General features: G+C 71.7%; 23 protein-coding genes and 1 pseudogene. 16 read left to right on the forward strand and 8 right to left on the reverse strand.

All coding sequences use genetic code 11. The features are described from left to right. The first annotated feature begins 53 nt into the window (after positions 1-53). Entirely contained in the window at positions 54-1022 is a 969-nt protein-coding gene (locus tag FAB82_RS25270) for an NAD(P)/FAD-dependent oxidoreductase (RefSeq protein WP_136537338.1), read from the forward strand. On the opposite strand, the gene FAB82_RS25275 is transcribed toward FAB82_RS25270, so the two are convergent. Next, positions 1019-1318 carry a putative quinol monooxygenase gene (locus FAB82_RS25275; protein ID WP_168801767.1) on the reverse strand — a complete coding sequence of 100 codons (300 nt, stop codon included), beginning with the start codon at positions 1316-1318 and terminating at the stop codon, positions 1019-1021. The genes FAB82_RS25270 and FAB82_RS25275 overlap by 4 nt on opposite strands. A 66-nt stretch (positions 1319-1384) precedes the next feature. Between FAB82_RS25275 and FAB82_RS25280 the strand changes: the two genes are divergently transcribed. Next, positions 1385-2131, forward strand: a complete 747-nt coding sequence (locus FAB82_RS25280) for a methyltransferase domain-containing protein (RefSeq protein WP_136537340.1) — start codon at positions 1385-1387, stop codon at positions 2129-2131. Positions 2132-2253: 122 nt separating this feature from the next. Here the strand turns inward: FAB82_RS25280 and FAB82_RS25285 are convergent, their stop codons facing one another. Together FAB82_RS25285 and trhA are read right to left on the reverse strand one after the other, a co-directional pair. After that, positions 2254-2646: a DnaJ family domain-containing protein gene (locus FAB82_RS25285; protein ID WP_136537341.1), complete on the reverse strand. Its 393-nt coding sequence runs from the start codon at positions 2644-2646 to the stop codon at positions 2254-2256. Between the two features lie 39 nt (positions 2647-2685). Continuing rightward, positions 2686-3333, reverse strand: coding sequence for a PAQR family membrane homeostasis protein TrhA (gene trhA, locus FAB82_RS25290; RefSeq protein WP_136537342.1), 648 nt, complete (start codon positions 3331-3333; stop codon positions 2686-2688). A gap of 117 nt (positions 3334-3450) precedes the next feature. On the opposite strand from trhA, the gene FAB82_RS25295 reads away from it, so the two are divergent. Together FAB82_RS25295 and FAB82_RS25300 are read left to right on the forward strand one after the other, a co-directional pair. Continuing rightward, complete coding sequence (locus FAB82_RS25295) at positions 3451-4662, forward strand: cation:proton antiporter (protein ID WP_136537343.1); 1212 nt, start codon at positions 3451-3453, stop codon at positions 4660-4662. Positions 4663-4743: 81 nt separating this feature from the next. Next, positions 4744-5268 carry a DUF2269 domain-containing protein gene (locus FAB82_RS25300; RefSeq protein WP_136537344.1) on the forward strand — a complete coding sequence of 175 codons (525 nt, stop codon included), beginning with the start codon at positions 4744-4746 and terminating at the stop codon, positions 5266-5268. Here FAB82_RS25300 and FAB82_RS25305 read toward each other — a convergent pair. Continuing rightward, positions 5219-6337 carry a glycosyltransferase gene (locus tag FAB82_RS25305; protein ID WP_136537345.1) on the reverse strand — a complete coding sequence of 373 codons (1119 nt, stop codon included), beginning with the start codon at positions 6335-6337 and terminating at the stop codon, positions 5219-5221. The genes FAB82_RS25300 and FAB82_RS25305 overlap by 50 nt on opposite strands. 174 nt (positions 6338-6511) lie before the next feature. Here FAB82_RS25305 and FAB82_RS25310 point away from each other — a divergent pair, with 174 nt between their 5' ends. Beyond that, positions 6512-7210, forward strand: a complete 699-nt coding sequence (locus FAB82_RS25310) for a DUF6319 family protein (protein ID WP_136537346.1) — start codon at positions 6512-6514, stop codon at positions 7208-7210. A 19-nt stretch (positions 7211-7229) separates the two neighbouring features. Here the strand turns inward: FAB82_RS25310 and FAB82_RS25315 are convergent, their stop codons facing one another. Both FAB82_RS25315 and FAB82_RS25320 read right to left on the reverse strand, forming a co-directional pair. Then, positions 7230-7745, reverse strand: coding sequence for a helix-turn-helix domain-containing protein (locus FAB82_RS25315; RefSeq protein WP_136537347.1), 516 nt, complete (start codon positions 7743-7745; stop codon positions 7230-7232). Continuing rightward, positions 7742-10171, reverse strand: a complete 2430-nt coding sequence (locus FAB82_RS25320; RefSeq protein ID WP_211116855.1) for a helix-turn-helix transcriptional regulator — start codon at positions 10169-10171, stop codon at positions 7742-7744. Before FAB82_RS25320 ends, FAB82_RS25315 begins: the two co-directional genes overlap by 4 nt. A gap of 189 nt (positions 10172-10360) precedes the next feature. Here FAB82_RS25320 and FAB82_RS25325 point away from each other — a divergent pair, with 189 nt between their 5' ends. The 11 genes and pseudogenes from FAB82_RS25325 to FAB82_RS25365 all read left to right on the forward strand — a co-directional run bounded on the left by FAB82_RS25325 (position 10361) and on the right by FAB82_RS25365 (position 23331). Then, positions 10361-11851 (forward strand): dynamin family protein, encoded by a 1491-nt coding sequence (locus FAB82_RS25325; protein WP_136537348.1) that lies wholly within the window; start codon positions 10361-10363, stop codon positions 11849-11851. 22 nt (positions 11852-11873) lie between these two features. After that, the gene (locus FAB82_RS25330) at positions 11874-12458 is read left to right on the forward strand and encodes a nucleotide exchange factor GrpE (protein WP_136537349.1); all 585 of its coding nucleotides are present in this window, start codon (positions 11874-11876) and stop codon (positions 12456-12458) included. After that, a complete protein-coding gene (locus FAB82_RS25335) occupies positions 12455-14356 on the forward strand; it encodes a dynamin family protein (protein WP_136537350.1) in 1902 nt (633 codons plus the stop codon). The genes FAB82_RS25330 and FAB82_RS25335 overlap by 4 nt, the downstream gene beginning before the upstream one ends. Then, positions 14349-14849, forward strand: a complete 501-nt coding sequence (locus tag FAB82_RS25340; RefSeq protein WP_136537351.1) for a hypothetical protein — start codon at positions 14349-14351, stop codon at positions 14847-14849. The genes FAB82_RS25335 and FAB82_RS25340 overlap by 8 nt, the downstream gene beginning before the upstream one ends. Before the next feature lie 63 nt (positions 14850-14912). After that, positions 14913-16421 carry a molybdopterin-dependent oxidoreductase gene (locus FAB82_RS25345; RefSeq protein WP_136537352.1) on the forward strand — a complete coding sequence of 503 codons (1509 nt, stop codon included), beginning with the start codon at positions 14913-14915 and terminating at the stop codon, positions 16419-16421. Between the two features lie 131 nt (positions 16422-16552). Further along, positions 16553-17821 (forward strand): J domain-containing protein, encoded by a 1269-nt coding sequence (locus FAB82_RS25350; RefSeq protein ID WP_136537353.1) that lies wholly within the window; start codon positions 16553-16555, stop codon positions 17819-17821. Between the two features lie 297 nt (positions 17822-18118). Beyond that, a pseudogene (locus FAB82_RS28965) lies at positions 18119-18697 on the forward strand (IucA/IucC family protein); the annotation flags it as partial. A gap of 34 nt (positions 18698-18731) precedes the next feature. Continuing rightward, entirely contained in the window at positions 18732-19310 is a 579-nt protein-coding gene (locus FAB82_RS28230) for an IucA/IucC family C-terminal-domain containing protein (RefSeq protein WP_246039832.1), read from the forward strand. Next, on the forward strand, positions 19307-20842 hold the full coding sequence (locus FAB82_RS28235) for an IucA/IucC family protein (RefSeq protein WP_246039834.1): 1536 nt from the start codon (positions 19307-19309) through the stop codon (positions 20840-20842). Before FAB82_RS28230 ends, FAB82_RS28235 begins: the two co-directional genes overlap by 4 nt. Beyond that, complete coding sequence (locus FAB82_RS25360; RefSeq protein ID WP_211116856.1) at positions 20839-21957, forward strand: type III PLP-dependent enzyme domain-containing protein; 1119 nt, start codon at positions 20839-20841, stop codon at positions 21955-21957. The genes FAB82_RS28235 and FAB82_RS25360 overlap by 4 nt, the downstream gene beginning before the upstream one ends. Positions 21958-22074: 117 nt before the next feature. Beyond that, positions 22075-23331 carry a hypothetical protein gene (locus FAB82_RS25365; RefSeq protein WP_136537355.1) on the forward strand — a complete coding sequence of 419 codons (1257 nt, stop codon included), beginning with the start codon at positions 22075-22077 and terminating at the stop codon, positions 23329-23331. A 563-nt stretch (positions 23332-23894) separates the two neighbouring features. Here the strand turns inward: FAB82_RS25365 and FAB82_RS25370 are convergent. Together FAB82_RS25370 and FAB82_RS25375 are read right to left on the reverse strand one after the other, a co-directional pair. Continuing rightward, positions 23895-24641 (reverse strand): succinate dehydrogenase/fumarate reductase iron-sulfur subunit, encoded by a 747-nt coding sequence (locus FAB82_RS25370; protein ID WP_136537356.1) that lies wholly within the window; start codon positions 24639-24641, stop codon positions 23895-23897. Next, on the reverse strand, positions 24638-26581 hold the full coding sequence (locus FAB82_RS25375) for a fumarate reductase/succinate dehydrogenase flavoprotein subunit (protein ID WP_136537357.1): 1944 nt from the start codon (positions 26579-26581) through the stop codon (positions 24638-24640). Before FAB82_RS25375 ends, FAB82_RS25370 begins: the two co-directional genes overlap by 4 nt.

Genomic DNA, 26581 nt, shown 5'->3' on the forward strand with positions numbered 1-26581 from the left:
CTGTTTCGGGATTCGGTGCAGCATCGGATCAGACGATGTTCGTAGGAGGAATCATGCAGGAGCAGCATTTCGAGGTCGTGGTGATCGGCGGCGGGGCGGCCGGTTTGAGCGGGGCGGTGACATTGGCGCGGGCCAGGCGCACGGTGCTGGTGATCGATGCGGGCGCGCCGCGCAATGCCCCGGCCGAGGGGGTGCATTCGTACCTGACGCGGGACGGCATGCCTCCCGGTGAGTTCACGGCGGCGGGCCGGGCCGAGGTTCGCGGCTACGGCGGCGAAGTCTGGGAGGACGGCGTCGACACCGTCAAAAGGGACGGTGACCGGTTCGCGGTGCGTCTCGATGGCGGCCGGGCCGTGTCGGCCGACCGGCTGCTGGTCGCCACCGGCGCGGTCGACCATCTCCCCCAGATTCCCGGGCTGGCCGAGCGCTGGGGCCGCGAGGTCCTGCACTGCCCGTACTGCCACGGCTGGGAGGTCCAGGACCGGCGGATCGCGATCCTGGCGACGGACCCGGCCGTGGCGATGCACCAGGCGCTGCTGTGGCGGCAGTGGAGCGATGCGGTGACGGTCCTGCGGCACACCGCCGGAGCGTTCGCCGCCGATGACGAAGAGCGCCTTGCCGCGCGCGGCATCGACCTGGTCGAAGGCGAGGTGACCGCGGTGGAGGTCGAGGACGACCGTCTCGCGGCCGTGGTGCTCGCTTCGGGTCGGCGCGTGGCGTGCGCGGCGCTGGTGGTCGGCACCGCCCCCGACGCTGCGGCGCCGTTCCTGGCGGATCTGGGTCTGGAGGCGGTCGAGGCGCGCCCGGGTGAGCCCGCGTTCGGCACGAAGGTCGAGACCGATCCGACGGGGAAGACGTCGGTGCCGGGGGTGTGGGTGGCCGGGAACGTGGCGAACCCGATGGCGCAGGTCGTCGCCTCGGCCGCCGGCGGCACCATGGCGGGAGCGATGATCAATATGGACCTGGTCGAGGCCGAGACGGCCCGGGCCGTCAGCGCGAGGCGCCGGGAGTTGACCCTCTAGAGGTCGATGGGTTCGGCCTCGAAGACGTGAATGTCGGCGGGGCGGGCGCGGAGCGCTTCCAGCGCCGCGCTCGCCCCGACGTGGTGGGGCGCATCGATGTGGGCCTTGAGGGATGCCAGGTCGGTCCAGCGTTCGACGAACACGAATTTGTCCGGGTCGTCGGAGTCGGCCCACACCGAGTACTCGAGGCATCCGGCGTCGCCGGCGAGCGTCGCCTCCCGCATCGCTTGCAGGCCGGCCCGGTAGGCCTCGCGATGCTCGGTCTGGGCGTAGACGTAGGCGTGTACCACGATCATGGCCCCACCGTAGCCGGACCCGATACTCGATTGCACCGGCGCGGCCCGAGCGTTATGGTGCGGGCGATGACTTCTCATGATGGGCCGAAGCGTTACGGCCACGTTGACTTCAACTCCCCTATCGCCCCGTGGCGGGCCGACCGGCTCGTGCACGACCTGGCCGCCGCTTCCCCGGCGACGATCGCCGACATCGGTTGCGGCTGGGGCGAACTGCTGCTTCGCCTGGCCGCTGCGGTCCCGGCGGCCAGCGCGGTCGGGATCGACGGCGATACCGAGCTGTTGGACCGGGGTCGGGCGAATGCCGAGGCGCGTGGTCTGGCGGAGCGGGTGCGGTTCGTGGAGTATCTCGGTGAGGACTGGACGGAGCCGGCGGATCTGGTGGTGTGCAGCGGGGCTGCGCATGCGTTCGGCGGGACGGCCCCGGCGCTGGCCGGGTTGGCGAAGCTGGTGAATCCGGGCGGGCGGTTGCTGTTCGGGGACGCGTTCTGGGAGCGGATTCCGACCGAGGCGGAGCTGGCGACGATGTGGCCGGGGACGACGGTCGAGGAGATGCTGCCTTTGCCGGAGTTGGTCGATGCCGGGATCGGTGCGGGCCTGCGGCCGTTGCAGGTGACGTCGGTCGAGCGTGGTGAGTGGGAGTATTTCGAGTCGGGGTTCTTGGCCGACAAGGAGACTTGGCTGCTGGAGCACCCGGATGATGAACGGGCCGAACAGATCCGTGAGGGCGTCGACGAGCACCGGAACTGGTGGCTGCGGGGGCACCGGGGTCTGGTCGGGTACGCGTATGTGACGTTCGGTCGCCCGGTTCGCTGACGTTTGATGCCCGACGCCCGCCACCCCGAAGGTGGCGGGCGTTTTGCGTTGTCATTGGGCAGCGATGAGGCAGGCGGCGCTGAACAGGACTTGTTCGGCGGTGCGGATGGGTGCCTAGTGCGTCACTCCCCCGCCGGAGTGCGCCTCTCGCGCCAAGCGGCCACGGTCGCTTCGGCGTCGACCAGGCCGAACCGCAGCGGCGGTCCGTCGGTCGGGGCGATCAGTGCTTTGCGGATGCGGACGTTGAACTCGTCGATCGCTTCGCGCACGTCCGCCTCTGCGGCCAGCGCATCGAGCCGGTCCGGGAGGTCCTCGAGTTCCTTGCCGAGGCGCAGCGCCGGCGGCAGGGCCTCGGCGCCGATGTTCTCCCGCGTCGTCTTCTGCCGCAGCCACCAGTCCGGGCTCGTATCGCCCAGGTTCAACGGCTTGCCGGCGCCCGGCAGGTTCCGAAACTCGCCCCGTGCCTCGGCGTCTTGGATCTGACGGTCCACGCCGCGGGCCTGCCTGTCGCTCATAGCGCCTCCCTCTTGCGGTAGGAGGCAACGATATCGCGCTCAAGCCGACTGGACGACCAGCGCGACCGCCGCGAACTGCGCGATGTAGGCCGCGAGGGTGAAGGAGTGGAAGACCTCGTGGAACCCGAACCAGCTCGGGCTCGGATCGGGGCGCTTGAGTCCGTAGATGACGCCGCCGGCGGTGTACAGCACGCCGCCGCCGATGATCAGCACCGTCGCTAGCACCCCGGCGCCGTCGGCCAGTTGCGGCATGACGAACACCGCCGCCCAACCCAGCACGATGTACAGGGCCGTGTAGAGCCAGCGCGGCGCGCCGACCCAGAGCGTGCGGAAGACGACGCCGGCGATAGCGCCGGTCCAGATGATCGTCAGCAGCCAGGCCCGGGCGGCCCCGCCGAGGGCGAGCACGGCGACGGGCGTGTAGGTGCCGGCGATGATGAGATAGATATTGGCGTGGTCGATGCGCTTGAGCCAGGCCGTTGCCGCAGGGCTCAGGCGTGAGCGGTGGTAGAGGGCCGAGACGCCGAACAGGGCCGCCGAGGTCGCGACGTAGATCGCGGCGGCGAGGCGTGCCGCTTGGGTCGGGCCGGTGGCGACCAGGATGAGTCCGGCGGCGATGGCGATGGGGAAGGCGGCGAGGTGGATCCAGCCCCGCAGGCGGGGCTTGGGTGCGGCTTCCTGGTTCATGCGTCAACGCTACGCCCGAACGTTACCGGCCGGTAGTGTCGCTGGTCCCCCTGTCCGAGGTGGGCGTAGGCCCCCGAAGCGCCCCGTCAATCCCCTTCGGACCGTTAGGCTCCGGCAGTGGAGATCATCATCGGTCAGGACCTGGCGATCGACCTCGTCATCGTGGCCTTCGCCGCCGTCTTGGCCCCGCTCGCCTCGGACCGCCTCGAACGGTGGGTCCGGCTGCCGTCGGTGGTCGTGGAGATCCTCATCGGCATCGCCATCGGCCCCTACATGCTCGGTTTGGTCGAGCCCGGCATCGTCCTCGCCTCCATCTCGGACCTGGGCATGGCGCTGCTGTTCTTCCTGGCCGGCTACGAGATCGACTTCCGCGCCATCCGCGGCAAACCCATCGCCCTGGCAGTCGCCGGCTGGATCGTCTCCTTCGCCGCGGCCTTCCTGCTCGTTCGGACCGTCGACGCCCCCATGGCCGCCCTGATCATCGCGATCGGGATCTCCTCGACCGCGCTGGGCACGATCCTGCCCATCGCCCGCGACGCCGGACTGCTGTCGGACAAGGTCGGCCCCTCCCTCATGGCCACCGGCGCCGTCGGCGAATTCGCCCCGATCATGCTGTTGGCCCTGCTGTTCTCAGAAGGCAGCCACGACGGCAAGACCACCCTCGTCATCGGCCTCGCCGGCCTGGCCGTCGCCGCCGCGTTCTGGGGCTCCATGCGCCACTCCGAACGCGTCTCGCGGATGCTGTCGGCCACCCTCGGCACCAGCGTCCAATTCGCGATCCGCCTGTGCGTCCTGGTCCTCCTCGCCGCCGTCCTCCTCGCTGTCGAACTGGGCGTCGACATCGCCTTGGGCGCCTTCGCCGCCGGCGTCTGCATGCACGTCCTGCTGTCGGCCCTGGACGAGCGGGAGGCCGAGCAGGTCCAATCGAAACTCGACGGCATCGGCTTCGGCTGGCTCGTCCCGGTGTTCTTCATCTACACCGGCATCGGCTTCGAGCTCGGCGAACTGCTCTCCAGCCCCGCCGCGCTGGCGCTCATCCCGGTGTTCCTCGGCCTGTTCGCCCTCGTCCGCGGCGTCGTCACCTGGGCCGTCTTCGCCCGATTGCTGAATCGGGCGCAGCGGGCCACGCTCGCTCCACTCGCGGCCACGCAGCTGCCCATCGTGGTCATCGCCGCGGGCGTCGCGGCCGATCGCGGACTGATCGACGAGTCGGTCGAGGCGGCCATGGTCGGCGCCGCCATGCTCTCGGTCCTGCTCTTCCCGCTGATCGCGCTGCGGGCCGCCCGCCGCTCCGCCCCGGAGAAGGCCTCGGAGGTGGCGGCCGCGTAGCGGTCTTCAGCGTCTCGCCGTAGCGGCGAATACGCTCCGAATCGGATGTGCCGGCGCGACCGGTGGCGCGAATGTGAAGGCATGAAACTCAACCGCAGCGCCTACCGAGGCGCCATCATCGTCCACGTGGCCTCCTCGCTCGCCTGGCTCGGGCTCGCGCTCTGCCTGCTGGCCCTGGGCATCACCACCCTCACCACCACCGACCCCGGGATGCAGTACGCCGCCGGGCGAGCCGCCGCGATGCTGGCGACGACCATCGCCGTGCCGATCGGCGCGCTCGCACTGGCCTCCGGTGTGCTGCTCATGCTCGGCACCAGGTGGACGGTCCGCTACCGGTGGGTCCTGGTGAAGCTGCTGGCCACCGCCGTCATCTACACGCTCACGGTGTTCCTGCTCGGCCCCGGCCTCGCCGAGACCGCCGAGGGGCTGGACCCGGGCCGCCTGGCCCTGCTCGACCAGGGCGTCGTCATGGGCCCCATCGTCTCCTCCTCGACCTTCATCGCCCTGACGGCGATCTCCTACATCAAGCCGTGGGGCCGCATCGGCGCCGCTACGCCTAAGCCGGCACCCCGGCGGCGGCGAGCGCTCGCCGATAGTGCCCGATGATCGCATCGCCCTCGGCCTCCCACGTGCGGCTCTGGACCTTGAGGTGCCCCTTGCGGCCCCACTCGCGGAGCAGGCCCCGCTGGCCGGCCAGATCGGCGACGGCAGCGGCGAGGCCGATGCGGTCGCCGGGGGCGAAGTGGACGCCGTCGACGCCGGGGTCGACCAGTTCGGCCGCGCCTCCGGCCTCGACGCAGGCGACCGGCACGGCCGAGGCATGGGCTTCCTGGATGGTCTGCCCGAACGTCTCGAACGGTCCGGTGTGGACGAACAGGTCGAGGGTGGCGTACAGGCGCGAGAGGTCTTCTCCGGCGAGGGATCCGAGGAAGGCCGCCTGCGGCAGGATGCGCTCGAGCCAGCGGCGCCGGGGCCCGTCGCCGGCGACCACGACGCGCACCCCCGGCAGGTTGGCGACGCCCGCGAGGTCGTGGATCTGCTTCTCGCGGGCCAGACGCCCGACGTAGCCGACCAGGAGTTCCCCGTTCGGCGTGAGCGCGTCGTGGAGGCCACGGTCGCGCCAGGAGGGGTGGAAGCGGGTGGTGTCGACGCCGTGCCCGACGACGGCGACGCCGCCGATCCCCTGAGCCGCCAGGGCTCTGGCGGTGTGGTCGGTCAGGGCGAGATTGACCTGGGCGCGGGAGTGGATGCGCCGCAACCGTGCCCACACCAGCTGTTCGAACGCGGTCAGATGGTAGGCGCGGGTGTAGGCCGGCAGATCGGTCTGCCAGACCGCGACGGTCGGAACGTCGCGGCGGTCGGCCCATTCACCGGCCCGGGCGGTGTATCCAAAGGGGCTGGCGAGGTGGACGATGTCGGGCCGGTAGTGCTCCAGCGCGTTCTCCAGGGCCCGCCCGGCCAGGCCGGCGCGAAAGCCCCGGTAGCCGGGGACGGCGATGGAGGGGACGTGGACGACCGGCCAGTCGAAGGACGGGGCCGGGCCCGGTCCGGGGTCGGGGGCGATGACCACCGGTTCCAGGCCGCGGGCGGCCAGGTGCTCGGCGTGTCGGGCGACGGCGCGGGCGACGCCGTTGACCTGTGGCGGGAAGGATTCGGTGACGAGGGCGACTCTCATGGCCCCGAGCGTATGTGCGCTGGTGGGCGGGCAGGGGAATGCCGGATGGACCGATGGCGAAGACCAGCGGATGTTCCTGCGTCCCACTGGGCCGGGGCGGTGTCGTACCCGGCGGGTAGGTATTGGAGGATGCAACGCAATGTCTCAGCTCAGGTGACCGGAAAGGAGCCCCCGATGTCATTGTCGAGTGCCGACATCACCCATTTGGAATCGGTGTTGGCGCAAGGGAAGAAACCGAAGGTGATGTTCACCGACGCCGCCGGGCAGGTGGCCGGGAAGGCCGGGAAGGTCGTGGCGCTGGAGGAGGCCCGCGAGGGCGACTTCGTGCTGGTGGCCTTCGGGTCGGACCAGTTGCCGTTCGCCCCTGGCGAACTGCGTCTGCCCAAACCCGGCGAGGGATCCCGTGCCCGCGCCCCGCGCCAGAGGGCCGCGGCCGAAGAGCCCGCACCCAAGGCCCCGTCGGGGCCGGGTCTGCTGCCCGATGACGAACCGGCGCCCAAAAGCGCCCCTGCCAGGAAGAAGCCCAGCGTGTCCGACGCGAACACTGAAACCGCCATCGAGGCCGCCCCGGTCCGCAAGAAGGCGCCCCGTGCCCGGCCGGCGAAGGACCGCCACCCCGAGTTGACCATCACCCTCACCTATGAGGACGGGGAATGGGCCGCGGCCGCCGCCAAGGGCGCGCGCACGATCGTCAAGGGCGCCAAGGTCTCCCACTCCGCCGCGCTGGCGATGTGCGCGGCCTCGGAATCGCCCGACATCGACGTGCTGGTGTCCGAAGTGGTCGAGAAGATTCGGTCGGAGGCGGCCGAGGAGGCCGCGCGGCTGCGCCGCCAACTGGAGGAGGCCGAGGCGAAACTCGCCGAGCTCGGTTGAGGAGGCCACCCACCTCGGGTCAGTCGCGGGCGTGCTTGATGTAGAGCATGACCGCCTCGCGTGTGGTCTTGACGCCCAGGGCCCCGCGGGCGGCCGCGATGCGCCGGTTCGCCGTGCGCAGTGACACGAATTCCGCTTCGGCGGCGGCCGCGATGGTGGAGCCGCCGGCGAGCCGGGCGAGCAGGGCCCGCTGTTCGGCATCGAGATCGAGGCCGTCGGCGGGCGCTTCTTTGCCCGGAGTGACCCCCAGCGGCCCGACGCGACGCAGGTCGGCGGCCAGCGCCAAGGCGATCTGCCCGGCCGCGACGGCGACGATGCCGGCCCCGCGGGCGGCGGCCAGGACCGCTTGGGAGGCGGTGTGGTCGTCGGTGACGGCGCCGTGGGCGAGCAGGCGCCGTTCGGCCAGGTCCCAGGCGGGCTCCAGCAGCGCGAAGCCGCGGTGGGCCTTCCATCCGGCCGCGGCGCAGCGCCGCACGATCGCGTCGGCGTCGGCGGCGCCGCTGACCACGTGCAGCGGCACGGTCTGGTCGTTCATCGCTCACCTCCGGCGCCGTCGAGCAGTACGGCCGCTTCGGTGCGGGTCTTGGCGCCGAGTTTGCGCATGCCGGAGCGGATGTGGGTCTCGACGGTCTCGGCGGTGATGCCGAGGATCTCGGCGATGCGCCGGGAGGGGTGGCCGGCGGCGACGTGGCGCAGCACCTCGGTTTCGCGGTCGGTCAGTCCGCCGCCGCCGCGGGCCGAGCGGCGGTCGCGTCGCACGTCGTGGCGGCGCAGCGAGCGGCGGGCGCGCCCGGCCAAGACGCGCAGTCCGTGGTCTTCGGCGACCTGTTCGGCCGCTTCGAGTGCGGCGATGGCGTCCTTGGGGTCGGCCGAGTGCGCGGCGAGGGCGAGGAGGCAGCGGACCTGTTCGCGGGCGGCCAGCCCGTCCCAGGCGCCTGCGGCCTCGGCGAAGGCCTCGTCGCGGGCGAGGTCCCAGGCGGCGAGGGTGGCCTGCACCGGGCTCGGCCAGGCGTCGGTGGAGGGGATGGGTTCGGTGCCGGTGTCGTAGGCGATCCAGCGGCCGGTGATGTGGGCGAGGCCGCCGACGAGGCCGGCGGTGTGGTCGGGTGCCTCGGGGCCGGGTTGGCCGTCGAGCCAGGCGGTCTCGTGTTCGAGCCAGGCGACGAGCCCGCTGAGGGCGGCCGGCGGGTCGGACAGGCGGGCCAGGCGGGCCCGGGCGGCGCCGAGGGCGCCGGTGTCGGCTTCGGCCAGGGCGATGGCGGCGACGACGAGGGTGTCGGCGACGGCCGGGAGGGTGTGGTCGGCCAGGTTCTGGGCGGTGGCGATGACATTGTCCAGGCCCGTCCCCGACAGCACCAGGCACCAGGCGGCGGCGGCGAGGAAGCGGGTCTGCCAGGAGTAGGCGCCGGCGGCCCCGGCGCGCAGGGCCGCTTCGCGGGCGGCGGTCTCGGCTTCTGCGAGGCGGGCGGCGTCGGCGAGGGCGATCACGCGGGTCCAGGCGCACCAGGATGCGGTGGTCGTATCGCCGGCGGCGCGGGCGAGGACTTCGGCGGCTTCGAGGGCGGCGGGGTCGTCGCCGGCGAGGGCGGCGGCGAGCCCGGGGTGGTCGATGCGCTCGCCCCAGACCGACCGCAGCTGCGCGGTGACCGCGGCCTTCTGGGCCGAGGGCGTGGTGAGCAGCAGCAGCTGGTCCCGTTCGGCGCACGGCTCGGCTTCGATGAGCGCGATGGACGCCGACGGGGAGTCGCCGATGGACAGCAGCGCCCAGGTGCGGGCGAGCGCGGCCTCGGCGCCTCTGGTGTGCTCGAGGGCGGCGAGGGCGGCGCGGGGACGCCCGGCGCCGATCGCGGCCCTGGCGGCGCGGGTGGCGTGGACGGAGTCGAGGCTGGCGGCCAACAGGAGCGCTTCGGCCTCAGTGGACGGGGTGGCGCCTTCGGCCGCGGCCAGCGCGAGCGCCAGCGCGGCCGCATCGAGGCCGGCGGCCTGGGCGTGTCGGGCGGCTTCGACGCCGCCGGTGGCCTCGGCCAGGCGCGCGTGCATCGCGGTGCGGGCCTGGGGCGCCAGGAGGCCGGCGGCGATCTCGGCCATCCACGGGCTGGCCGGCCTGAGGTGGGGGCCGTCGGTGTGGGCGAGGCCGGCTTCGGTGAGGATGGCGGCGCCGTCGCCGAGGAGCGAGGGGTGGGCGGGGCGGCCGAGGAGGCCGAGGGCGGCCAGGGCGGTGCGGCCGGCCCTGGGGAGGTCGGCGATGGCCGCCGCTGCCGCCGCGGCGGGCTCGGAGGGCGCACTGCCGTCCATATAGGCGCCGGAGGAGCCGTCTTCGGCGCCGCGGGCGAGGGCGGCGAGCGCGAGCGGGTTGCGTCCGGCCCGCTCGCACAGGGCGGCGACGCGGTGAGCCGGCAGGGCCGGGGCCGCTTCGGCCACAATCGCTTTCGCTTCGGCATCGGTCAGGGCGGGGACGTCGATGACGTGGGCGGCACCGCGCAGGCGCTCGAACGCCTCGACCGGGAGACGGTTGGGGGTGCGGACGGCGGCGGCGATGGGCAGGCGCTGGGCGAGGATGGGGAGGACGGCGAGCGTGGCGGCGTCGCACCATTGCAGGTCGTCGATGATGAGCAGTCCGCCGCGGGTGCGGGAGTAGACCGCCTCGGCCAGCAGCGGCAGGTCGTCGGCGGGCATGCGGGCGCGGGTGGCCCTTTCGAGTGCGAGGGCGGGGGTGCCCGAGAGCATGGACAGGCCGCCGCCGGCGTGGACGGGACGTTTGGACGCCCCCGCGAGGCGCTGGAGCAGCCGGGTGCGTCCGCATCCGGGCGGGCCGGACAGAATCACCAGTCCGGGTCCGGCCAGGGCTGCGGCCATGGCGCGCACGGTGTCGTCTCGCGTCGCAGGCCGGGCCGGAGCCTGCGCGGGGGCGGCGGGCGCCGGGGGTTGCACGCCGGGGGTGAGCGACGACGGGGCGGCCAAGGGGGCTCCTTACGCTGTGGCACGAATGGGGGAGGCAGGGTGTCCCTGCGGGTTTGTATTGTCGAATGCGTCGACGGTTCGCCGACGCCTCTCATGATATTGCGGAAGCTTCGTTGCCGCAGACCGGCGTCGACCGGCCGCGGCCATTGACCGGATCGTTGCAGTCGGAGAGGGCGGGATACGCGGATTATGGTGGCAGGGCAGCTGACCACGAGTGTGGCGGGCATGTGCGATGACCTGGCAGGCAAGGTCTCCGCATCGACTCGCCCGGTGGTCGAGGAGGTGGCGGCCCGTCTGGCCCAGCCGCTGCGCGTCGCCGTCGCCGGACGTCTCAAAGCCGGCAAGTCCACACTGGTGAACGCGTTGATCGGGCGCCGGGTGGCCCCGACCGCGGCCGGTGAATGCACCCGCGTGGTCACCCAGTTCCGTTACGGCCCGGCCGATCGGGTCGACGTGATCGCCCGCGACGGCAAGAAGCACGCCGTGCCGCTCGATGCTTCGGGCATGATCCCGACGACGCTGCCGATCCCCGCCGACGACGCGGCCATGATCGACGTTCAGCTCTCCTCGGACCGGTTGCGCGACTTGATCGTGGTCGACACGCCCGGCCTCCAGTCGGTCAACACCGACATCTCCGACGCCGCCCGCGAGATGCTGTTCGCCGCGCCCATCGCCGACGACGTCGACGACGACTCCCGCGAGGCCGTCGCCGGAGCCGAGGCGATCATCTACGTGGTGACCCAGCAGGTCCGCGCCGACGACATCGAAGCGCTCGAAGCGTTCGCGAAGGCCTCGCAGCAGCTGGCCTCCTCCCCCATGAACTCGCTCGCCCTGTACAACAAGGCCGACAAACTCGCCCCCGGGCCCGGTCAGGACCCGTGGCCGGTGGCCGGGCCGATCGCCGCCGAGCAGTCGGCGATCCTGCACCGCGCCGTCTGCGACGTCGTCCCCGTCGTCGGCCTCCTCGCCGAGACCGCCGAGGCCGGACTGTTGACGGCCGCCGACTGCGAGGCCCTGCGCACCCTCGCCGGCCTCGACGAGGACAAAAGGGCCCTCATGCTCGCCTCCGCCGGCCTGTTCGTCTCCACCGAAGGCCCGGTCGACCAGGCCCAGCGGCAGCGCCTGCTCGAACGCCTCGACCTGTACGGCATCCACTTCGCCATCGCGCACCTGCAGTCCAACCCGCACCTGGCCACCGGTGAACTCGTCAGGCTCCTGTTCGCCGCCTCCGGTTTCCCGCGCCTGCGCACGACCTTGCACCAGATCTTCGGGGTGCGGGCCGACGTCATCAAGGCCGGCTGGGCGCTCGGGCGCCTCGACGCCGCGGCCGCCTCCGGCCCTCCCGCCGACCGCGACCTGCTCCGCGGCGCGGTCGAATCGGTCGTCGCCCGCCCCGAATACCACCGCCTGCCGCTGCTCGAAGCGGCCGCGCAGGTCACCACCGGGCAAGTCGCCCTGCCTCCCGACATGGAGGCCGAAGTCGCCCGCCTGGCCCTCACCGACGAGGCCGGCGTCGTCCTCGGCCGTGAAGGCGCCACCCGTCCCGAACTGCGCAAGGCCGCGATCGAAGCGGCCAGCCGGTGGCGGGCCTTCGCCAACGGCGGCGCCACACCGGCGCAGGCCAGAGTGGCGAACGTGGTGCATCGTGGGTTCCATCTACTGGCACAACGCCTCGGCTGAATACGGTTCTAAGGAGAACATTGTGACGAATCGACTCGGCGGGCCCCTGGTCGGGGCACTGGTCGGCCTTGCCGTGGCCGGCCTGGGCGCCGTGTTCCTCACCGGCGGTTTCGATCCGGTGACGCTGGCCGTCGCGGCCGGCTCGGTCGTCATCGCCGCCGCCGTCGCCGCCCTCTCAGGCCGGTCGATCACCGCACCCCTGGCGCAAACCCCGGTCATGGCGCCGCCCGCCTCGGCGCCACCGGCGATGGGCCCCGGCTCGGGACCGATCCCGGTCGCCCAACTCGCCGACGGCGCCCGCGGCGCCCAAGCCCTCACCGACCGCACCGCCCTCGTCGAGGCCTGCATCTGGATGCGGGACCGCGCCACGTCCCCAGCGTTGGCGCAGCACCTCGACCAGGCCTTCGGGAGAGTCGGCGTCGCCCCCGTCGACGCCACCGGGCAACGCTTCGACCCGGCCGTCCACGAAGCCGGCTCGACCGTCGCCGCCCGCTCCGCCGCCGAAGACGGCCTCGTCGCCCGCACCGAGATCCCCGGCTACACCGACCGCGGCCGCCTCCTGCGCCACCCGGTCGTGGCCGTCTACCGCGGGCAGGTGCGCGCATGACCACCGAAGCGCCCGCCGCCGCACCCGCGAAGAAAGCCGCCGCGAAACCCAACCCGGCCGCGCAGATCCACAAACTGTGCGCCAAGGCCGCCAAGGCCGGCACCGCCTCCCTCCGCTCCGTCGACGCCAAAGCGGCGGCCGAAGTGGACGAGGTCGCGCGCTGGCAGCCCGACAAGCCCGTCGCCGTGATCGTCGGCGAGACCAAGCGCGGCAAGTCCTCTTTGGTGAACGCCTTGTTGGGGACGCCGGGCTTGTCGCCGGTCGACGCCGCCGTCGCCACCACCGCCTATCTGGAGTTCGCCCACGCCGAGCAGGCGTCAGTCCGCGCCTGGCAGCCGGGAGCGGCCGACCCGATGCTGCTGGGCACCGGCGACCTGCGCAACTGGGCGACACGCCTGGGCACGCTGCCGCCGGGGATGCTCCCGCCCAAGCGAATGCTCGTCGGCCAGCCCGCGCCGCTGCTCAAACACTTGTCGATCGTGGACACGCCCGGGACGGGCGGTCTCGACCCCGACCACGCCCAGATCGCCCTCGAAGCGGTCTCCCGGGCGACGTGCCTGATCATGGTCACCGACTCGTCCTCGCCGATGGCCAAGACCGAACTGGACTTTCTGTCCGAGGCCTCCCGCCGCGTCAACTTCGTCGTCTTCGCTTTGACCAAGACCGACACGTATCCGGGGTGGCGGACGGTCCTGGAGGAGAACCGGGCCCTGATCGAGGCCCACGCGCCGCGGTTCCGCCACGCCCCGCACTTCCCGGTCTCGGCGATGCTCGCCGAGCACGCCCTCGCCTCTTCTGGCCCCACCCGCCAGGCCCTGGCCAAGGAGTCCGGGATCGGCAAGCTGCAGCGGGCGCTGGTGCGCGTCGGCTCGGCCGGGAAGGCCCTGGTCGCGGCGAACGTCGTGCGGGCCGCCCGCACCGAGTTCGCCCGGCTCGCCAAGTCCGCGCAGGAGGACATGAAGGCCTACGACCCCGACCCGGCCGCGGCCGACCGCATCAAGGAAGAGAAGAAGCAGGTCCTGTCGACCAAACGGTCCGAGACCAAGAAGGCGAACCTGGCGCTCAGGGTAGAGACCCAGCGCGCCAAGATCGAATCGCAAGGCCGGCTCCGCACCCACCTGCAGGAACTTGAGGAAGCGCTCCTCGACGAGGTCGAGAAGGCCTCCAAATCCGACCTGGAGGCGATGCCCGAACGCGTCGAGATCGCCCTGCAGGCCATCGCCGCCCGCCTCTCGGGCGAGTTGCACCACCGGTTCGTGCTCCTGGCCGAACGCGTGCTCCGGCAGGTGTTCAACGAGGAGGAGCTGAACCAGGCCACCGGCCAGATCAACGCCGGACTGCGCGCGGCCGCGTCGGGCCGGGCCCGCCGCGACGCCAACGCCGACGGGGCGATGCTCGTCGCCTCCTCCGCCGGTGTGGCCATGATGGCCGGACGGGCGGTGTCGATCGGCGCCGGCGCCATCGGCCTGGGCGCCCTTGGCGGCATCGGCGCGCTCGCACTGTCGTTCACCGGCATCGGCGTCGGCATCGGCGCCGCCGCGTTCCTGCTGTACCGCCGCAAGATCGCCGGCGACCGCCAGGCCGCCAAGCAGTGGATCCAACGGGTGATCGCCGAAGCCCGCGCCAACCTCAACGAGGAGATCGGCTTCCGCTTCACCGAGGTCGAGTTCGTGTTCAACACGACCCTCGATGACGCCCTGGAGCGGCGCGGCACCGAATACGATGCCCGCATCTCCGCGGCCGAATCGGCCGCGAAGGCCGACCAGGCCGCCCGGGCCAAGAAGCAGGCCGCGCTCAAGCAGCGCCGCGACTCGATGGCTCAGAAGGTCAAACAGCTGGACGAAGTGCTGGCGAAGGCCCGCACGCTCGTGCCGGGCGAGGAGGACACCGATGGATGAGTTCGATCAGTTCGACGCGGGCGACGGCGACGACTTCGACCCCGGCGGCGCCCTCGACGGAACCGACGAGGGACCGAGCGACTTCGGCGGCTTCGACGAAGGCGACGGCGACGGCGGCGATGACCTGTTCGCCTTCGACGACGCCACCGACGAAACCGACCTCGACGACGGGCTCGAAGCGGGCCTCGACATCGAGGCCGACCTCGACGAGAACGTCGAAGAGCCCGAGGCCGAGAACGCGGGCGCCGAACCGGCGTATGCGGCAACGTATGAGGACATGCTCGTCGCCGACGCCGACAACCCGGCCTCGTTCCCGCCCGAGCTCGACATCGACGTGCCCGAACCGGTCGACGGCTACCCGTGGGTCGACCTGGATGCGCTCGGCACGGCCGAGGACCAGCCGTGGATGAACACCGTCGACGCCTCCGAGTACGCCATCGACGACATCGACGACCCGGCCGCGCAAGCCCTCGCCCGCTTCTGGCAAGGATGAATGTAAGCGAAGTGTAAGCGCCGCACCGGGCGGTACAGGGCGCGGCGGCGCCATGATGGAGAGGTGGAGACACCGAAGAGCCATCCCGCATCGCCTCGCGCCTGGGCCGGGGCCGGCATCGCCGCGAGCCTCGCCGGCATCGCCGCCGCCCACCTGATCGCCGCGGTCACCGAGCCGCGCGCCGCACCCCTGTCGGCCATCAGCGACGTCGTCATCGCCGCCATGCCGCCGGCGGTCACGGCGTGGGCGATCGAGACGTTCGGAACCGCCGACAAACCCCTCCTCCTCGCCGGTCTCGCCGCCGGCCTGATCGCCGTCGCCGCCCTCGCCGGGCTGGCGTGGCGAAAGCGCCCGCCGGCCGCGGCCGCGATCATCGCCGTCCTCGCGCTGGCCGGCGCCGGTGCCGCGGCCACCCGGCCGGGCTTGAGCCTGGCCGCGGCGCTGCCTTCGCTGCTCGCCGGAGCGATCGCCCTATCGGTGCTGGCGTGGTGGTCCGGTCGGGGCCGGACTGCGACAGTGACCGGACGCCGCTGGTTCCTCGCGGCGGTCGCCGGTGTCGGCGCCGCCGCTTTGGCCGGGTCGCTGCTGGTGCGGCGGTTCGGCCCGGCTTCGGCCGAGGCCGACCGTGACGCGCTGACCCTGCCCGATGCCGACGTCCCGGCCCCCGATCCGGGCGCGGCCGATCTGGACGTGGGGGGCCTGTCGCCGTGGCAGACGCCGAACGCGGACTTCTACCGCATCGACACGGCCATCACCACACCCGCGGTCGATGTGGACACCTGGTCGCTCACGGTGCGCGGCATGGTCGACACCGAGCGCACCTACTCCTTCGACGATCTGTTGGGCCGCGAGCTGATCGAGCGGGACATCACCTTGTGCTGCGTGTCCAACCCGGTCGGCGGCGAACTGGTCGGCAATGCCCGCTGGCTGGGCGTGTCCCTGGCCGATCTGTTGGCCGAGTCGGGCCCCGACCCGGCCGCGGACCAGCTCGTGTCCCGATCGGTCGACGGTTTCACCGCCGGTTCGCCCACCGATCTGGTCTTCGACGGCCGCGACGCGCTCGTCGCGGTCGGGATGAACGGCGTGCCGCTGCCGGTCGACCACGGCTGGCCGGCCCGGTTGATCATCCCCGGCCTGTACGGGTACGTCTCGGCGACGAAATGGGTCACCGAACTGGAGTTGACGACGTTCGGCGCCTACGACCCGTACTGGATCCAGCGCGGCTGGGACGGCCCGGGGCCGATCAAGACCGCCTCGCGCATCGACACGCCCCGTTCGAAGGCCGACTCGGGGACGGTGACGGTCGCGGGTGTCGCCTGGGCGCAGCATCGGGGCATCAGCGCCGTCCATCTTCAGATCGATGATGGCGAATGGACCGAATGCGAGTTGTCCGAAGTGCCCTCCGGTGACACCTGGCGGCAATGGCGATTCGATTGGGAAGCCGATTCGGGCGACCATTCGCTGACGGTGCGTGCGACCGACGGGGACGGGAACATCCAGACCAGTGACGTCACGGGGGTCAAACCCAACGGCGCCACCGGCCTCCACAGTATTGCGATCACCGTGGCGTGAAATTCTCGGACCGCGCGGCACCAAAAAGGGCGAAGCGGCGGTAGATTGGCTCCATTACCGTCGACCGCGACGCCCGATCCCCCCTCGGCGGGCGCCGCTTAGTCCCCGAACGACCTACCGGGAGCCGAGTGGTGAACGAACCAGACCACTACCGCGTCCTCGGGGTGAGCCCACAGGCTCCGAGGTCCGAGATCCAAGCGGCCTACCGGGCCCGCCTGCGTCAGACCCACCCCGACCGAGGCGGCGACCAAGCCGAATTCCATAAAGTACAGACGGCGTGGGAGATCCTCTCCCACCCCGGACACAGGCGCGAATACGATCTGCTGCGTTTCGGCAAGCGGGCCGCCCGCCGCTACGGGCGCGAGGCCTCGCGCCCGTCCCACCGCAAAGTCCGCAGCTGGAACGTCGGACCCCAAAGGGCCCCCGCACCCTCGCCCGCGCCGGACCTACCGGGCGCGCTCGTCTCGGTTCCCTGGCATGCGCGGCTTCGCCGCGCCCGGCCCATCGCCCGGCCCTCACTGTGGATCGAGCTGACCATCCTGGCCGCCCTCGCCGCCGTCTGGGTGATCGCCGGACTCGCGTTCTGCGCCGCCGCCCTGGCCACGAACGCGCCCCTGCCGATCCGGGCCCTGTCGATCCCACTGGTCCTCGCCGGCGCCATCATCGTGCTCGGCCAGGTCACACGCTTCCGCTCCCGCCGCGACGAGACCGAACCGCCCGTCCCGGCCGGACGCCTCATCGCCGCCGGACTGTTCGCGGCCGCCGCAATCTGGACGGCCGGCCCCGGCTCCGCGATGGGCTGGTGGCTCGCCGTCTTCGCTTTGAGCGGATCGGCCCTGATGTGGCCGGCGCGGCGCGCCCGCTGGGCCGCCACGCTCCGCCGCTCGGTCGGTGCCGCCCTGCGCGACTACAACGCATTCGGCCCCGCCGGGACCCGCCCGCGCGCCGACCGCCCCACCGGGAAGCTCCTGCGCGAGGTCCTGTCGAACCTGCCGGCCTCCCGCCTGTTCGTCGCCCTGCCCGCTCACGACGAATCGCGCATCCCCCACGCGATCGTGTGCGGCGACCGCATCGCCGTCCTGTGCGCACCGGTCGGACGCGAGACCGGCGACGTCGACGCGGCCTGTCTGCCCGACGCCGTCACGGCCCTCGCGAAGGCCGTGCCCGACGCCCACGTCCAAGGCTGGGTGCTGTGGCCGACCCTGCCCGAGACCCCCCGCGCCGGCGAACACGCGGCCGTCCACGACGCCGCCGTCACCCAAGCCGCGGCCGACATCGGCCTGTGGCTCGCCGCCGGCGGCTCCTATTACGACCTGCCCGTCCTCCAGTCCCTGCGGCTGCGCCTGGCCGCCGTCCCGGTCCAGCGAACCGGGCTCCCCACGCCCGCCGTCAGGGCCTGAGAAGCGTTGCGGCCCAGCCGCTCCCGCAAGCGTTGCATGCGGGAGCGGTGAGCAAACGCACCTGGAGCACACACGCGAACACCAGTACAGTGCTAGGCGATGAACCACACCCACGTCCGCACGGCTGACGCCATCGTCGCCGCCCGCTTGGCCGCGGCGGCCCGAAACGAACCGCTGCCCGCCTCAGGCAGCGCGCCCGGCACCGGCGCCTCGGCCGTCGAGATCGCCGCCGCGATCAGCGCCGGATCACCGCACGCCGACCGGTTCCGATCCGAAATCGAGACGGCCGTGCACGGGATGGCGCTCGCGCTTGCGGCCGCCCGCCCCCACCCGAACGACCTGTGGGCGGCCGCCGCCGCGGCCCACTACGACCGGACCGTCTGGTTCGAGCAGGCCGTCATCACCGGACACCCCACGCACCCGCTCTCGCGCACCAGAGGCGGCCTCACCGACGACGAGATCCGCGCCTACGCACCCGAACACGCGCCCCGCTTCGACCTGGCCCTCTACCGGATTCCCGGCCTCGACGAGAGCACCTTCTGGCTCTCGTTCTGCGGCAAGACCGAGCAGCTGCCGGTCCACCCCTGGCAGGCCACCCGATACGGACTGACCGACCCCGACCGGGTGTTCACCGGCGCCGCACCCCTGATGAGCCTGCGGACGGTCTCGGCCGGCGACCTCCACATCAAACTGGCCGTGGACCTGCAACTGACCTCGGCGATCCGCCACGTCTCACCCGCAGCCGTCCACAACGGCCGCATCCTCTCGCGAGAACTCCCGGCCCTCGCCGCGAAGTACGGCATCACCGTCGTCCGCGAACGATCCGCCATCGCCCCGGGCCCGGACGGGCAGGGGCAGTCGCATCTGGCGGCGATCGTCCGCCCCGCCCCGCACCTGCTGACCAAAGACCATGTCGTCCCCCTCGCCGCGCTGGCCGAGTCCGCCTCGGCCAGCGGACTCGGCCACCGGACGCCCGATCGCCGCCGCCCTCGCCGGAGACGACCTCGACCGCTGGTGGCAGGCACTGGTGCCGGTATTGATGGCCCCGCTGCGGCTGCTCGACCGCACCGGGATCGCCCTGGAAGCCCACGGCCAGAACAGCCTCGTGATCTGCAAAGGCGACCGCCCGGATTCGCTGATGTACCGCGACTTCGGCGGCATCCGTCTCCCCCGCACCGGCTGGCCCCAACTCGCCGGAGACCTGCAAACCGACGACGGCCCAGAGCGGACCCGCAAACTCATCGCAGCGCTGTTCCCGACGACATTGACCGCTCTGGTCGACGCACTCGCGACCTGGACCGGCACCGACCCGGGCCAGTGGTGGGCGCCGGTCGCCGACGCCGCGCGGCAGGCCTGCGCCCCGGGGGACCTCGCCGACGCCGTCCTCAAAGCGGACTGGCCGCTCAAGGCCACCACGGCGATGCGCCTGGCCGACAACCCCACCAAAGACATCTGGGTGACCGCCCCCAACCCCCTAGCCCCGCTATGAACCTGACCGCGAAGACCCTCGCCGCCGCCTGGAGGGAAAACCTCGCCGGCATCCGCGACACCGAGCAGTCCTTCGCCTTCGCCAGCAATGAAGGACCCTTCAGCCAGCTCGATGTCACCACCGCACCCGACCTGACCCCCGTAGCAGTCCTTGAAGCGATCCTGGGCGCCCCGGCCCCCGAACATCTCGCCGCCGAACTCGCCAGCGCCGAAACCGGCCTGGCCATCGCGGGCCCCCGCGCCTCGGCCCGCTCCCGGCACCTGGCCGCACTCGCACAACGCACCGGCGCTTCCAGCCTCGCCCGCCTCATCGCCGCCTGCACGGCCGCATCCGACCGCACCGCCAGGCTGCTGGAGACACTTGCGACCGAAGGCCACCAACTCCACCCGTGCGCGCGCACCAGGATCGGCTGGGACATCCCCGATTTCGAACGCTTCGACCTGGAGGCGACCCGGCCGGTCCACATTCGCCTCATCGCCGACACCGCAGGCGTCCTCGCCACCTCCGGCGCCGACCTGCGCACCCACCCCATGCTCGCCGGCCTCGACCTGGCCGCCCCCGTCGTCCCGGTCCATCCCTGGCAACTCGAACACCGCATCCTCCCGACGCACCAGGACCTGTTCACTTCCGGGCGGCTGCGGCTGCTGGAGGAGACGATCCCGGCCTGGCCCACCGCCGCGATCCGCACCCTCGCCGGACACACCGCCCCCGGCTACCTCAAACTCGCCCTCGGCATCCACATCACCTCCACCAGGCGCGACATCTCCCCCACCACCGCCCTCCTCGGCCCGGCCCTCGCCACCTACCTCGACCGCCTCCACGCATGCGGCACCGAAACCGAGCATCGGATCCTCGCCGACACCTCCGGGGTGTGGCTGCCGGGTTCACGCGACCTGACCGCGCTCGCCCGATCCTCACTCGCCGATGTCACCCCCGCCGGCGCCGTCTGCGTCCCATCGACCGCGCTGGCGGCGACCTCGCCGGTCACCGGGATCAGTCTCGCCGCGGAGTACGCCGACTGGTCGGGCAATGCGGACGCCTGGATCCGCGATTACACGGCACTGTTCACCGGGCCGGTGTTGGGCAAGGCCCGCTTGGGGATCGGGCTGGAAGCGCATCTGCAGAACAGCCTCATGGCGTTCCGCGGCCCGGTCCCGGTTCGGCCGATCACCCGCGACCTGGGCGGCGCCCGCATCCACACCCCCACCGTCCCGTTCGATCTGACCCTGCCCCCGGACTCGCCCGTCGCCGCACGCGATATGGATCAGGTCCGCTCCAAAGTCGCCTACACGCTCTTTCAGAACCATCTCGCCGCGCTCGCAGGCGTCCTCGAACGCGACCTGGGCCTGGATACGGCCGCGTACTGGGCGGACCTGGCCGACCTCATCGCCGGCCTCGACCTGCCCGCGGCCGACCGCGACTACTACCTGGCCGACCAGGTCCCCACCAAGGCCCTGCTGACGATGCGCCTGCACCCGGGCCGCGAAATCGAGACCACCGTGGACAATCCACTCGCGAAAGGCCGCCCGTGACCGACCTGCACGACGCCCTGGCCGCCCTCCGGTCCCCGGCCAGCGCCTGGATCTACTCCCCCACCAGGTTCCGTGAACGCCTGGCACGGCTCCGTGAAGCCTTGGCGCCGTCCACGATCCTGTACGCGATGAAGGCCTGCGCCGATCCCGCGATCCTCGCCGCCGCCACCGAGGCCGCCGACGGTATCGAATGCGCCTCCACCGGAGAACTCAACGCCGCCGCAGGGGCAGGGGCGCGGCGCCTGGCATTCTCCGGTCCGGCCAAAACGGCCGCCGACTTCGCCGCAGCGGCCGCCCCACCGGTGCCGGTAGTCGTTCACGCCGAAAGCGTCCGCCAGCTCGACGGCCTCGCCGCGGCCGGCTTCACCGGCCCGGTCGCCCTGCGCGTCAACCGCGGACCGGCACTGCCGGGCACGCATCAGATGACCGGCACCCCTACGCCCTTCGGCATTGACCCCGTCGACGTTGCCGCCGCGCTCGACCGCGCCCGCGCCCTCGGCCTCGATGTGGCCGGCTTCCACCTCCACGCCGTCTCCAACTGTCTCGACGCCGCCGCCTACATCGGGCACGTCCGCTCCGCGCTCGCCTGGTCGCGTCAGACCGCCAGATCCAACCGCCTGGACCTGCGGTACGTCAATGTCGGCGGCGGTCTCGGCGCCGACCCCAGAGGCGAGACCATCGACTTGGGCGCTCTGGCGGCCGGTCTCGAGGGCCTCGACACCACCGGCATCGAGCTCGTCTTCGAGCCCGGACGCTACCTCGCGCAGGCCGCCGGCTGGTACGTGGCCGACGTGGTCGACGTCAAAACCGTTGCCGGGCAGGTGTTCGCGATCATCCGCGGCGGCACCCACCACTTCCGCCTCCCCGCCGCGTGGGGCTACTCCCATCCCTTCACGGTCCTGCGCGGTCCCGGCCGTCCCGAGGCATCGAACACGCAAGTGCGCGTCTGCGGCGAACTGTGCACGCCCCGCGATGTCCTCAACACCGGGCAGAACGTCGACACGATCGCCACCGGCGACCGGCTCCTGTTCGCCAATGCCGGCGCCTATGGCTGGGAAATCTCCCACGATCGCTTCCTCGATCACGCCCGCCCGACACGCATCGTCATCGACTGACCCCCGGCCCCCGGTCGCTCATCTCCGGCACGGGATTACCATGAGGAACCCGGCACTGCCACACCGTCACCATCGCCCGCCGGGCCACTCCGACCCCTGCCGCCGAGGAGTCCGCAAATGCCCAACAAGCGTCACGCCCGGAGAACCCACCGGGACGCGGCGCGGCTGGCGCAGGCCGGCAATCACGGCCCCGCGCTGGCCATCTTCGCTCTCACTGCCGCCGAATATCGTGCCTGGCTCACCATTCACCCTGACGACACCGGCGTCATCGCCGATCTGGCCGACCTCCTCGCCCTCACTGCCCGCTCCGACGCCGCCACCGGCTCCCACACTGCCGCCGAAGCCGCTCTGGCCGAATCCCTCGATCTCCTCACCGGTCTCGACACCCCGCCCCACCTCCTCACCGCCCTGCAGCTCGATCTCGCCGAGGCACACTTGCGCTGTGGACGGCTCATCTCCGCGGTCACTCTTGCCGACTCGGCCATCAGGTCCTTCGATGACAACACCCGCCCCACCGACGCCGCCTTCATCGACCTCGCCTGCGCGCTCGCCCGCAATGCCCGGATCCTCGCCGTCGCGGCCGACCCCGACCTGGCCGTCGGTGCCGCCGACCAGGCCGCCCGCATGCTCATGGCCGGCCCCGGACCCGGACTCGACGGCGCCGAGGCTCGCACCCGCCTCCGCAGCGTCCTCGCATTGGCCGTCGGGCTTCACACCGGCGCGGGACGCCATCGCCTGGCCGCAGCGGCCGCCGACCGCCTCGCCCGGCACTTCCCCGACGAAGGCACCTCCGACCCCGCCCCGGCCGCGCTGACACTGCGCGCGGCCCTCCACACCGCCGGACGCCTCGGCGTCTACGCCGACGCGCCCCTGATCGAGCGACTCTGCCCCGACCCTGCCGCACCTGACGCTCCACCCGCCGTCAGCGCCCGGTGCGACCCCGCCCTGGCCGCGATCACGCTCCACGCCACGGCCGGTGCCGTCGCTTCACTCCGCTTCTCCCACGCCGGCCTGTCATGGCGCCTGGCCACCGAAGTCCATTACCTCCTGGATGCGGCCGACCGCCAAGGCGAGCGGGGCCTGCGACTGAACTTCCGCGACCACGGCCCGGTATGGCTCGCCATGCTCCTGGACCTCACCGACGCCGTCGGCCCCACCGGACCCCTCGCCGAAGACCTGGCAGTCGTCCTGGACGACCTCGTCGCACGACTCGTCTCCCGCCACGCCGCCGACGACCGGAACGGCCTCATAGCCCGTGCCCGTCAATACATCGCGACGCACCCGCCCGGACACGGCTTAGTACCAGCCGCCACGATCGCGGCCCTCCGCTTGTTCAAAGACGGACCCGCGCATACCGCGTCATCGCGGCACTGAGATTGGCCGCCAAGCCGGGACTATTCCGATAACGGTGTAACTGGTCCGGAGGGGACCTACGGTGACCACCGTGAACATCGAAGCGAAGAAGTCTCAGCAGGTCAAGGCTGATAAGCCTAGCAAGCAGGCCGCGCAGCGGCCTGATCCGCGGCGCAAGCCGCGCCCTGCCACGGCCGCCTCGGCGGTCGTGGACGAGGAGCTGATGGCGCTCTTGCGGGAGCGAGCCGAGGCAGGGGAGACGCGAGTCATAGTCTGGGGCCGTGACTCGGGTGGGGTGAGGCTCGTTGGTTCGGGTGGGAGCGGATACCTGCACACGCAGGCAGCTGTCCGGCGGCGCGCGCACTGCCGCCGGCCCTCGGTGAAGGTCTCCCCGCTCACGCGGGGTTGCAAATGCACCAGTGGCCCCCGGCGAAGCCGGGGGCCACACTTGTTCCTCACCGAGGTGAGGATGAGCCGACGGGCGAATGCAGCGCGGCCTGTCCTAATGAGGTGTTCCCTGCTCACGCGGGGATGAGAACGATGCGGCCCCCGGCTATGCCGGGGGCCGCGTTTCGGTTGTGGCGCTAGGCGGCGCGGACGGCGGCCTTGCGGAAGTCTCGGTTGAGCTGTCCGATGACGTCGAGACCGATTTCCTTCGGGCACGCGGCCGAGCATTCGCCTGCGTTGGTGCAGCCGCCGAAGCCGGAGGCGTCGTGTTCGGCGACCATGCCGAGCACGCGCGTGTGCCGTTCGGGCTGGCCCTGCGGCATGAGGCCCAGGTGGGCGACCTTGGCGGCCATGAAGAGCATGCCGGACCCGTTGGGGCAGGCCGCCACACAGGCGCCGCAGCCGATGCACGCCGCGGCGGTGAAGGCCGCGTCGGCGTCCTGCTTCGGCACCGGCACCGAGTGGGCCTCGGGGGCGGTCCCGGTCGGCGCGGAGATGTAGCCGCCGGCCTGGATGATGCGGTCGAAGGCGGTGCGGTCGACGACGAGGTCGCGCACGACGGGGAAGGCCCCGGCGCGCCACGGCTCGATGTCGATGAGGTCGCCGTCTTTGAATTTGCGCATGTGGAGCTGGCAGGTCGTGGTCGCGGCCTGCGGGCCGTGCGGCTGGCCGTCGATGACCAGGGAGCAGGCCCCGCAGATGCCTTCACGGCAGTCGTGGTCGAACGCGACCGGGTCTTCGCCTTCGGCGATGAGCTGCTCGTTGAGCACGTCGAGCATTTCCAGGAACGAGGCGTCCTCGGAGATGTCGTCGAGGACGTAGGTGACCATGCGGCCTTCGGCGTCGGCGCTGGGCTGGCGCCAGATTCGCAAGCTGAATTTCACTTGTAGCTCCGTTGGGTGGGCTTGACGTATTCGAATTCGAGCGCTTCGCGGTGCAGGACAGGCGCTTCGGTGGCGTACTCCCAGGCGGCGACGTAGGAGAAGTTCTCGTCGTCGCGCTTGGCTTCGCCGTCGTCGGTCTGGGATTCGGCGCGGAAGTGCCCGCCGCACGATTCGGTGCGGTGGAGCGCGTCGATGCACATCAGCTCGGCGAGTTCGAAGAAGTCGGCGACCCGGCCGGCCTTCTCCAGCTGCTGGTTGAGTTCCTCGGCCTTGCCGGTGACCTTGACCCGCTTCCAGAACTCGTCCTTGAGGTCCCGCACCAGGCCGATGGCCTTGGTCAGGCCCTCCTCGGACCGTTCCATGCCGCAGTACTCCCACATGATCTTGCCCAGTTCGCGGTGGAAGGAGTCGACCGTGCGGTCGCCGTCGTTGCCGAGGAAGAACGCGATGCGCTCGTCCACGGCCTTGCGGGCGGCGACGACTTCCTCATGGGTGTCGGGGACGGGCTCGAAGGGGCCGTCGGCGAGGTAGTCGGAGATGGTGTTGGGCAAAACGAAGTAGCCGTCCGACAGGCCCTGCATGAGCGCCGAGGCGCCGAGGCGGTTGGCGCCGTGGTCGGAGAAGTTCGCTTCGCCGGTGACGAACAGGCCCGGGATGTTCGAGGACAGGTCGTAGTCGACCCACAGTCCGCCCATGGTGTAGTGCACCGCCGGGTAGATGCGCATGGGCCGCTCGTACGGGTTCTCGCCGGTGATCCGTTCGTACATGTCAAACAGGTTGCCGTATTTGGCTTTCACCGCGGGCTCGCCGAGGCGGCCGATGGCGTCGGCGAAGTCGAGGTAGACACCGAGCCCGCCGGGGCCGACGCCGCGCCCTTCATCGCACACGGCCTTGGCGGCACGGGAAGCGATGTCGCGGGGCACGAGGTTCCCGAACGCCGGGTAGCGGCGCTCGAGGTAGTAGTCGCGGTCGGCTTCGGGAATGTCGGCCGGTTCACGGTCGTCGCCCCGCTCCTTCGGCACCCAGACGCGGCCGTCATTGCGCAGCGACTCGGACATGAGGGTGAGCTTGGACTGGTGTTCCCCCGACTGCGGAATGCAGGTCGGGTGGATCTGCGTGTAGCAGGGGTTGGCGAAGTACGCGCCCTGGCGGTGGGCCCGCCAAGAGGCGGTGACGTTGCAGCCCTTGGCATTGGTCGACAGGAAGAACACGTTGCCGTAGCCGCCGGTCGCGAGCACGACCGCGTCGGCCATCTCAGTGGAGATGTCGCCAGTGACCATGTCGCGCACGACAATGCCGCGGGCCTTGCCCTCGACGACCACCAGTTCGAGCATTTCGTGGCGGGTGTGCAACTCGACGGCGCCGGCGCCGACCTGGCGCTCCAGCGCCTGGTAGGCGCCCAGCAGCAGCTGCTGGCCGGTCTGGCCGCGGGCGTAGAACGTCCGGCTCACCTGGGCGCCGCCGAAGGACCGGTTGTCCAGCAGGCCACCGTACTCACGGGCGAACGGGACACCCTGGGCCACGCACTGGTCGATGATCTCGGTCGAGACCTCGGCGAGGCGGTGCACATTCGACTCGCGGCTGCGGAAGTCGCCGCCCTTGACGGTGTCGTAGAACAGCCGGTGCACGCTGTCGCCGTCATTGCGGTAGTTCTTGGCGGCATTGATCCCGCCCTGCGCGGCAATGGAGTGGGCGCGGCGCGGCGAGTCCTGGAAGCAGTAGTTCGAGACCCGGTAGCCGAGCTCGCCGAGCGTGGCGGCCGCGGAGGCGCCGGCGAGGCCGGTGCCGACGACGATGACGCGGAGCTTGCGCCGGTTCGACGGGTTGACCAGTCTCCCGGAGAAGCGCCGCTGCTCCCAGCGTTCGGCGATCGGCCCGGCCGGGGCCTTGGCGTCGGCGACGGCCTCGCCGACAGTGAAGAATTCGCTTGCTTGATTCAT

The sequence above is a fragment of the Glycomyces buryatensis genome, from assembly GCF_004912275.1.
Taxonomy (GTDB): Bacteria; Actinomycetota; Actinomycetes; order Mycobacteriales; family Micromonosporaceae; genus Glycomyces; species Glycomyces buryatensis.

Coding starts and splice junctions, on each gene's coding strand:
- FAB82_RS25285 (WP_136537341.1), bottom strand. CDS start 2,646: ATGAGCGACAGGCAGGCCCGCGGCGTGGACCGTCAGATCCAAGACGCC.
- FAB82_RS25300 (WP_136537344.1), top strand. CDS start 4,744: ATGAAACTCAACCGCAGCGCCTACCGAGGCGCCATCATCGTCCACGTG.
- FAB82_RS28235 (WP_246039834.1), top strand. CDS start 19,307: ATGAACCTGACCGCGAAGACCCTCGCCGCCGCCTGGAGGGAAAACCTC.
- FAB82_RS25270 (WP_136537338.1), top strand. CDS start 54: ATGCAGGAGCAGCATTTCGAGGTCGTGGTGATCGGCGGCGGGGCGGCC.
- FAB82_RS25275 (WP_168801767.1), bottom strand. CDS start 1,318: ATGATCGTGGTACACGCCTACGTCTACGCCCAGACCGAGCATCGCGAG.
- FAB82_RS28230 (WP_246039832.1), top strand. CDS start 18,732: ATGTCGTCCCCCTCGCCGCGCTGGCCGAGTCCGCCTCGGCCAGCGGAC.
- trhA (WP_136537342.1), bottom strand. CDS start 3,333: ATGAACCAGGAAGCCGCACCCAAGCCCCGCCTGCGGGGCTGGATCCAC.
- FAB82_RS25365 (WP_136537355.1), top strand. CDS start 22,075: ATGCCCAACAAGCGTCACGCCCGGAGAACCCACCGGGACGCGGCGCGG.
- FAB82_RS25305 (WP_136537345.1), bottom strand. CDS start 6,337: ATGAGAGTCGCCCTCGTCACCGAATCCTTCCCGCCACAGGTCAACGGC.
- FAB82_RS25315 (WP_136537347.1), bottom strand. CDS start 7,745: ATGAACGACCAGACCGTGCCGCTGCACGTGGTCAGCGGCGCCGCCGAC.
- FAB82_RS25325 (WP_136537348.1), top strand. CDS start 10,361: ATGGTGGCAGGGCAGCTGACCACGAGTGTGGCGGGCATGTGCGATGAC.
- FAB82_RS25280 (WP_136537340.1), top strand. CDS start 1,385: ATGACTTCTCATGATGGGCCGAAGCGTTACGGCCACGTTGACTTCAAC.
- FAB82_RS25340 (WP_136537351.1), top strand. CDS start 14,349: ATGGATGAGTTCGATCAGTTCGACGCGGGCGACGGCGACGACTTCGAC.
- FAB82_RS25310 (WP_136537346.1), top strand. CDS start 6,512: ATGTCATTGTCGAGTGCCGACATCACCCATTTGGAATCGGTGTTGGCG.
- FAB82_RS25375 (WP_136537357.1), bottom strand. CDS start 26,581: ATGAATCAAGCAAGCGAATTCTTCACTGTCGGCGAGGCCGTCGCCGAC.
- FAB82_RS25335 (WP_136537350.1), top strand. CDS start 12,455: ATGACCACCGAAGCGCCCGCCGCCGCACCCGCGAAGAAAGCCGCCGCG.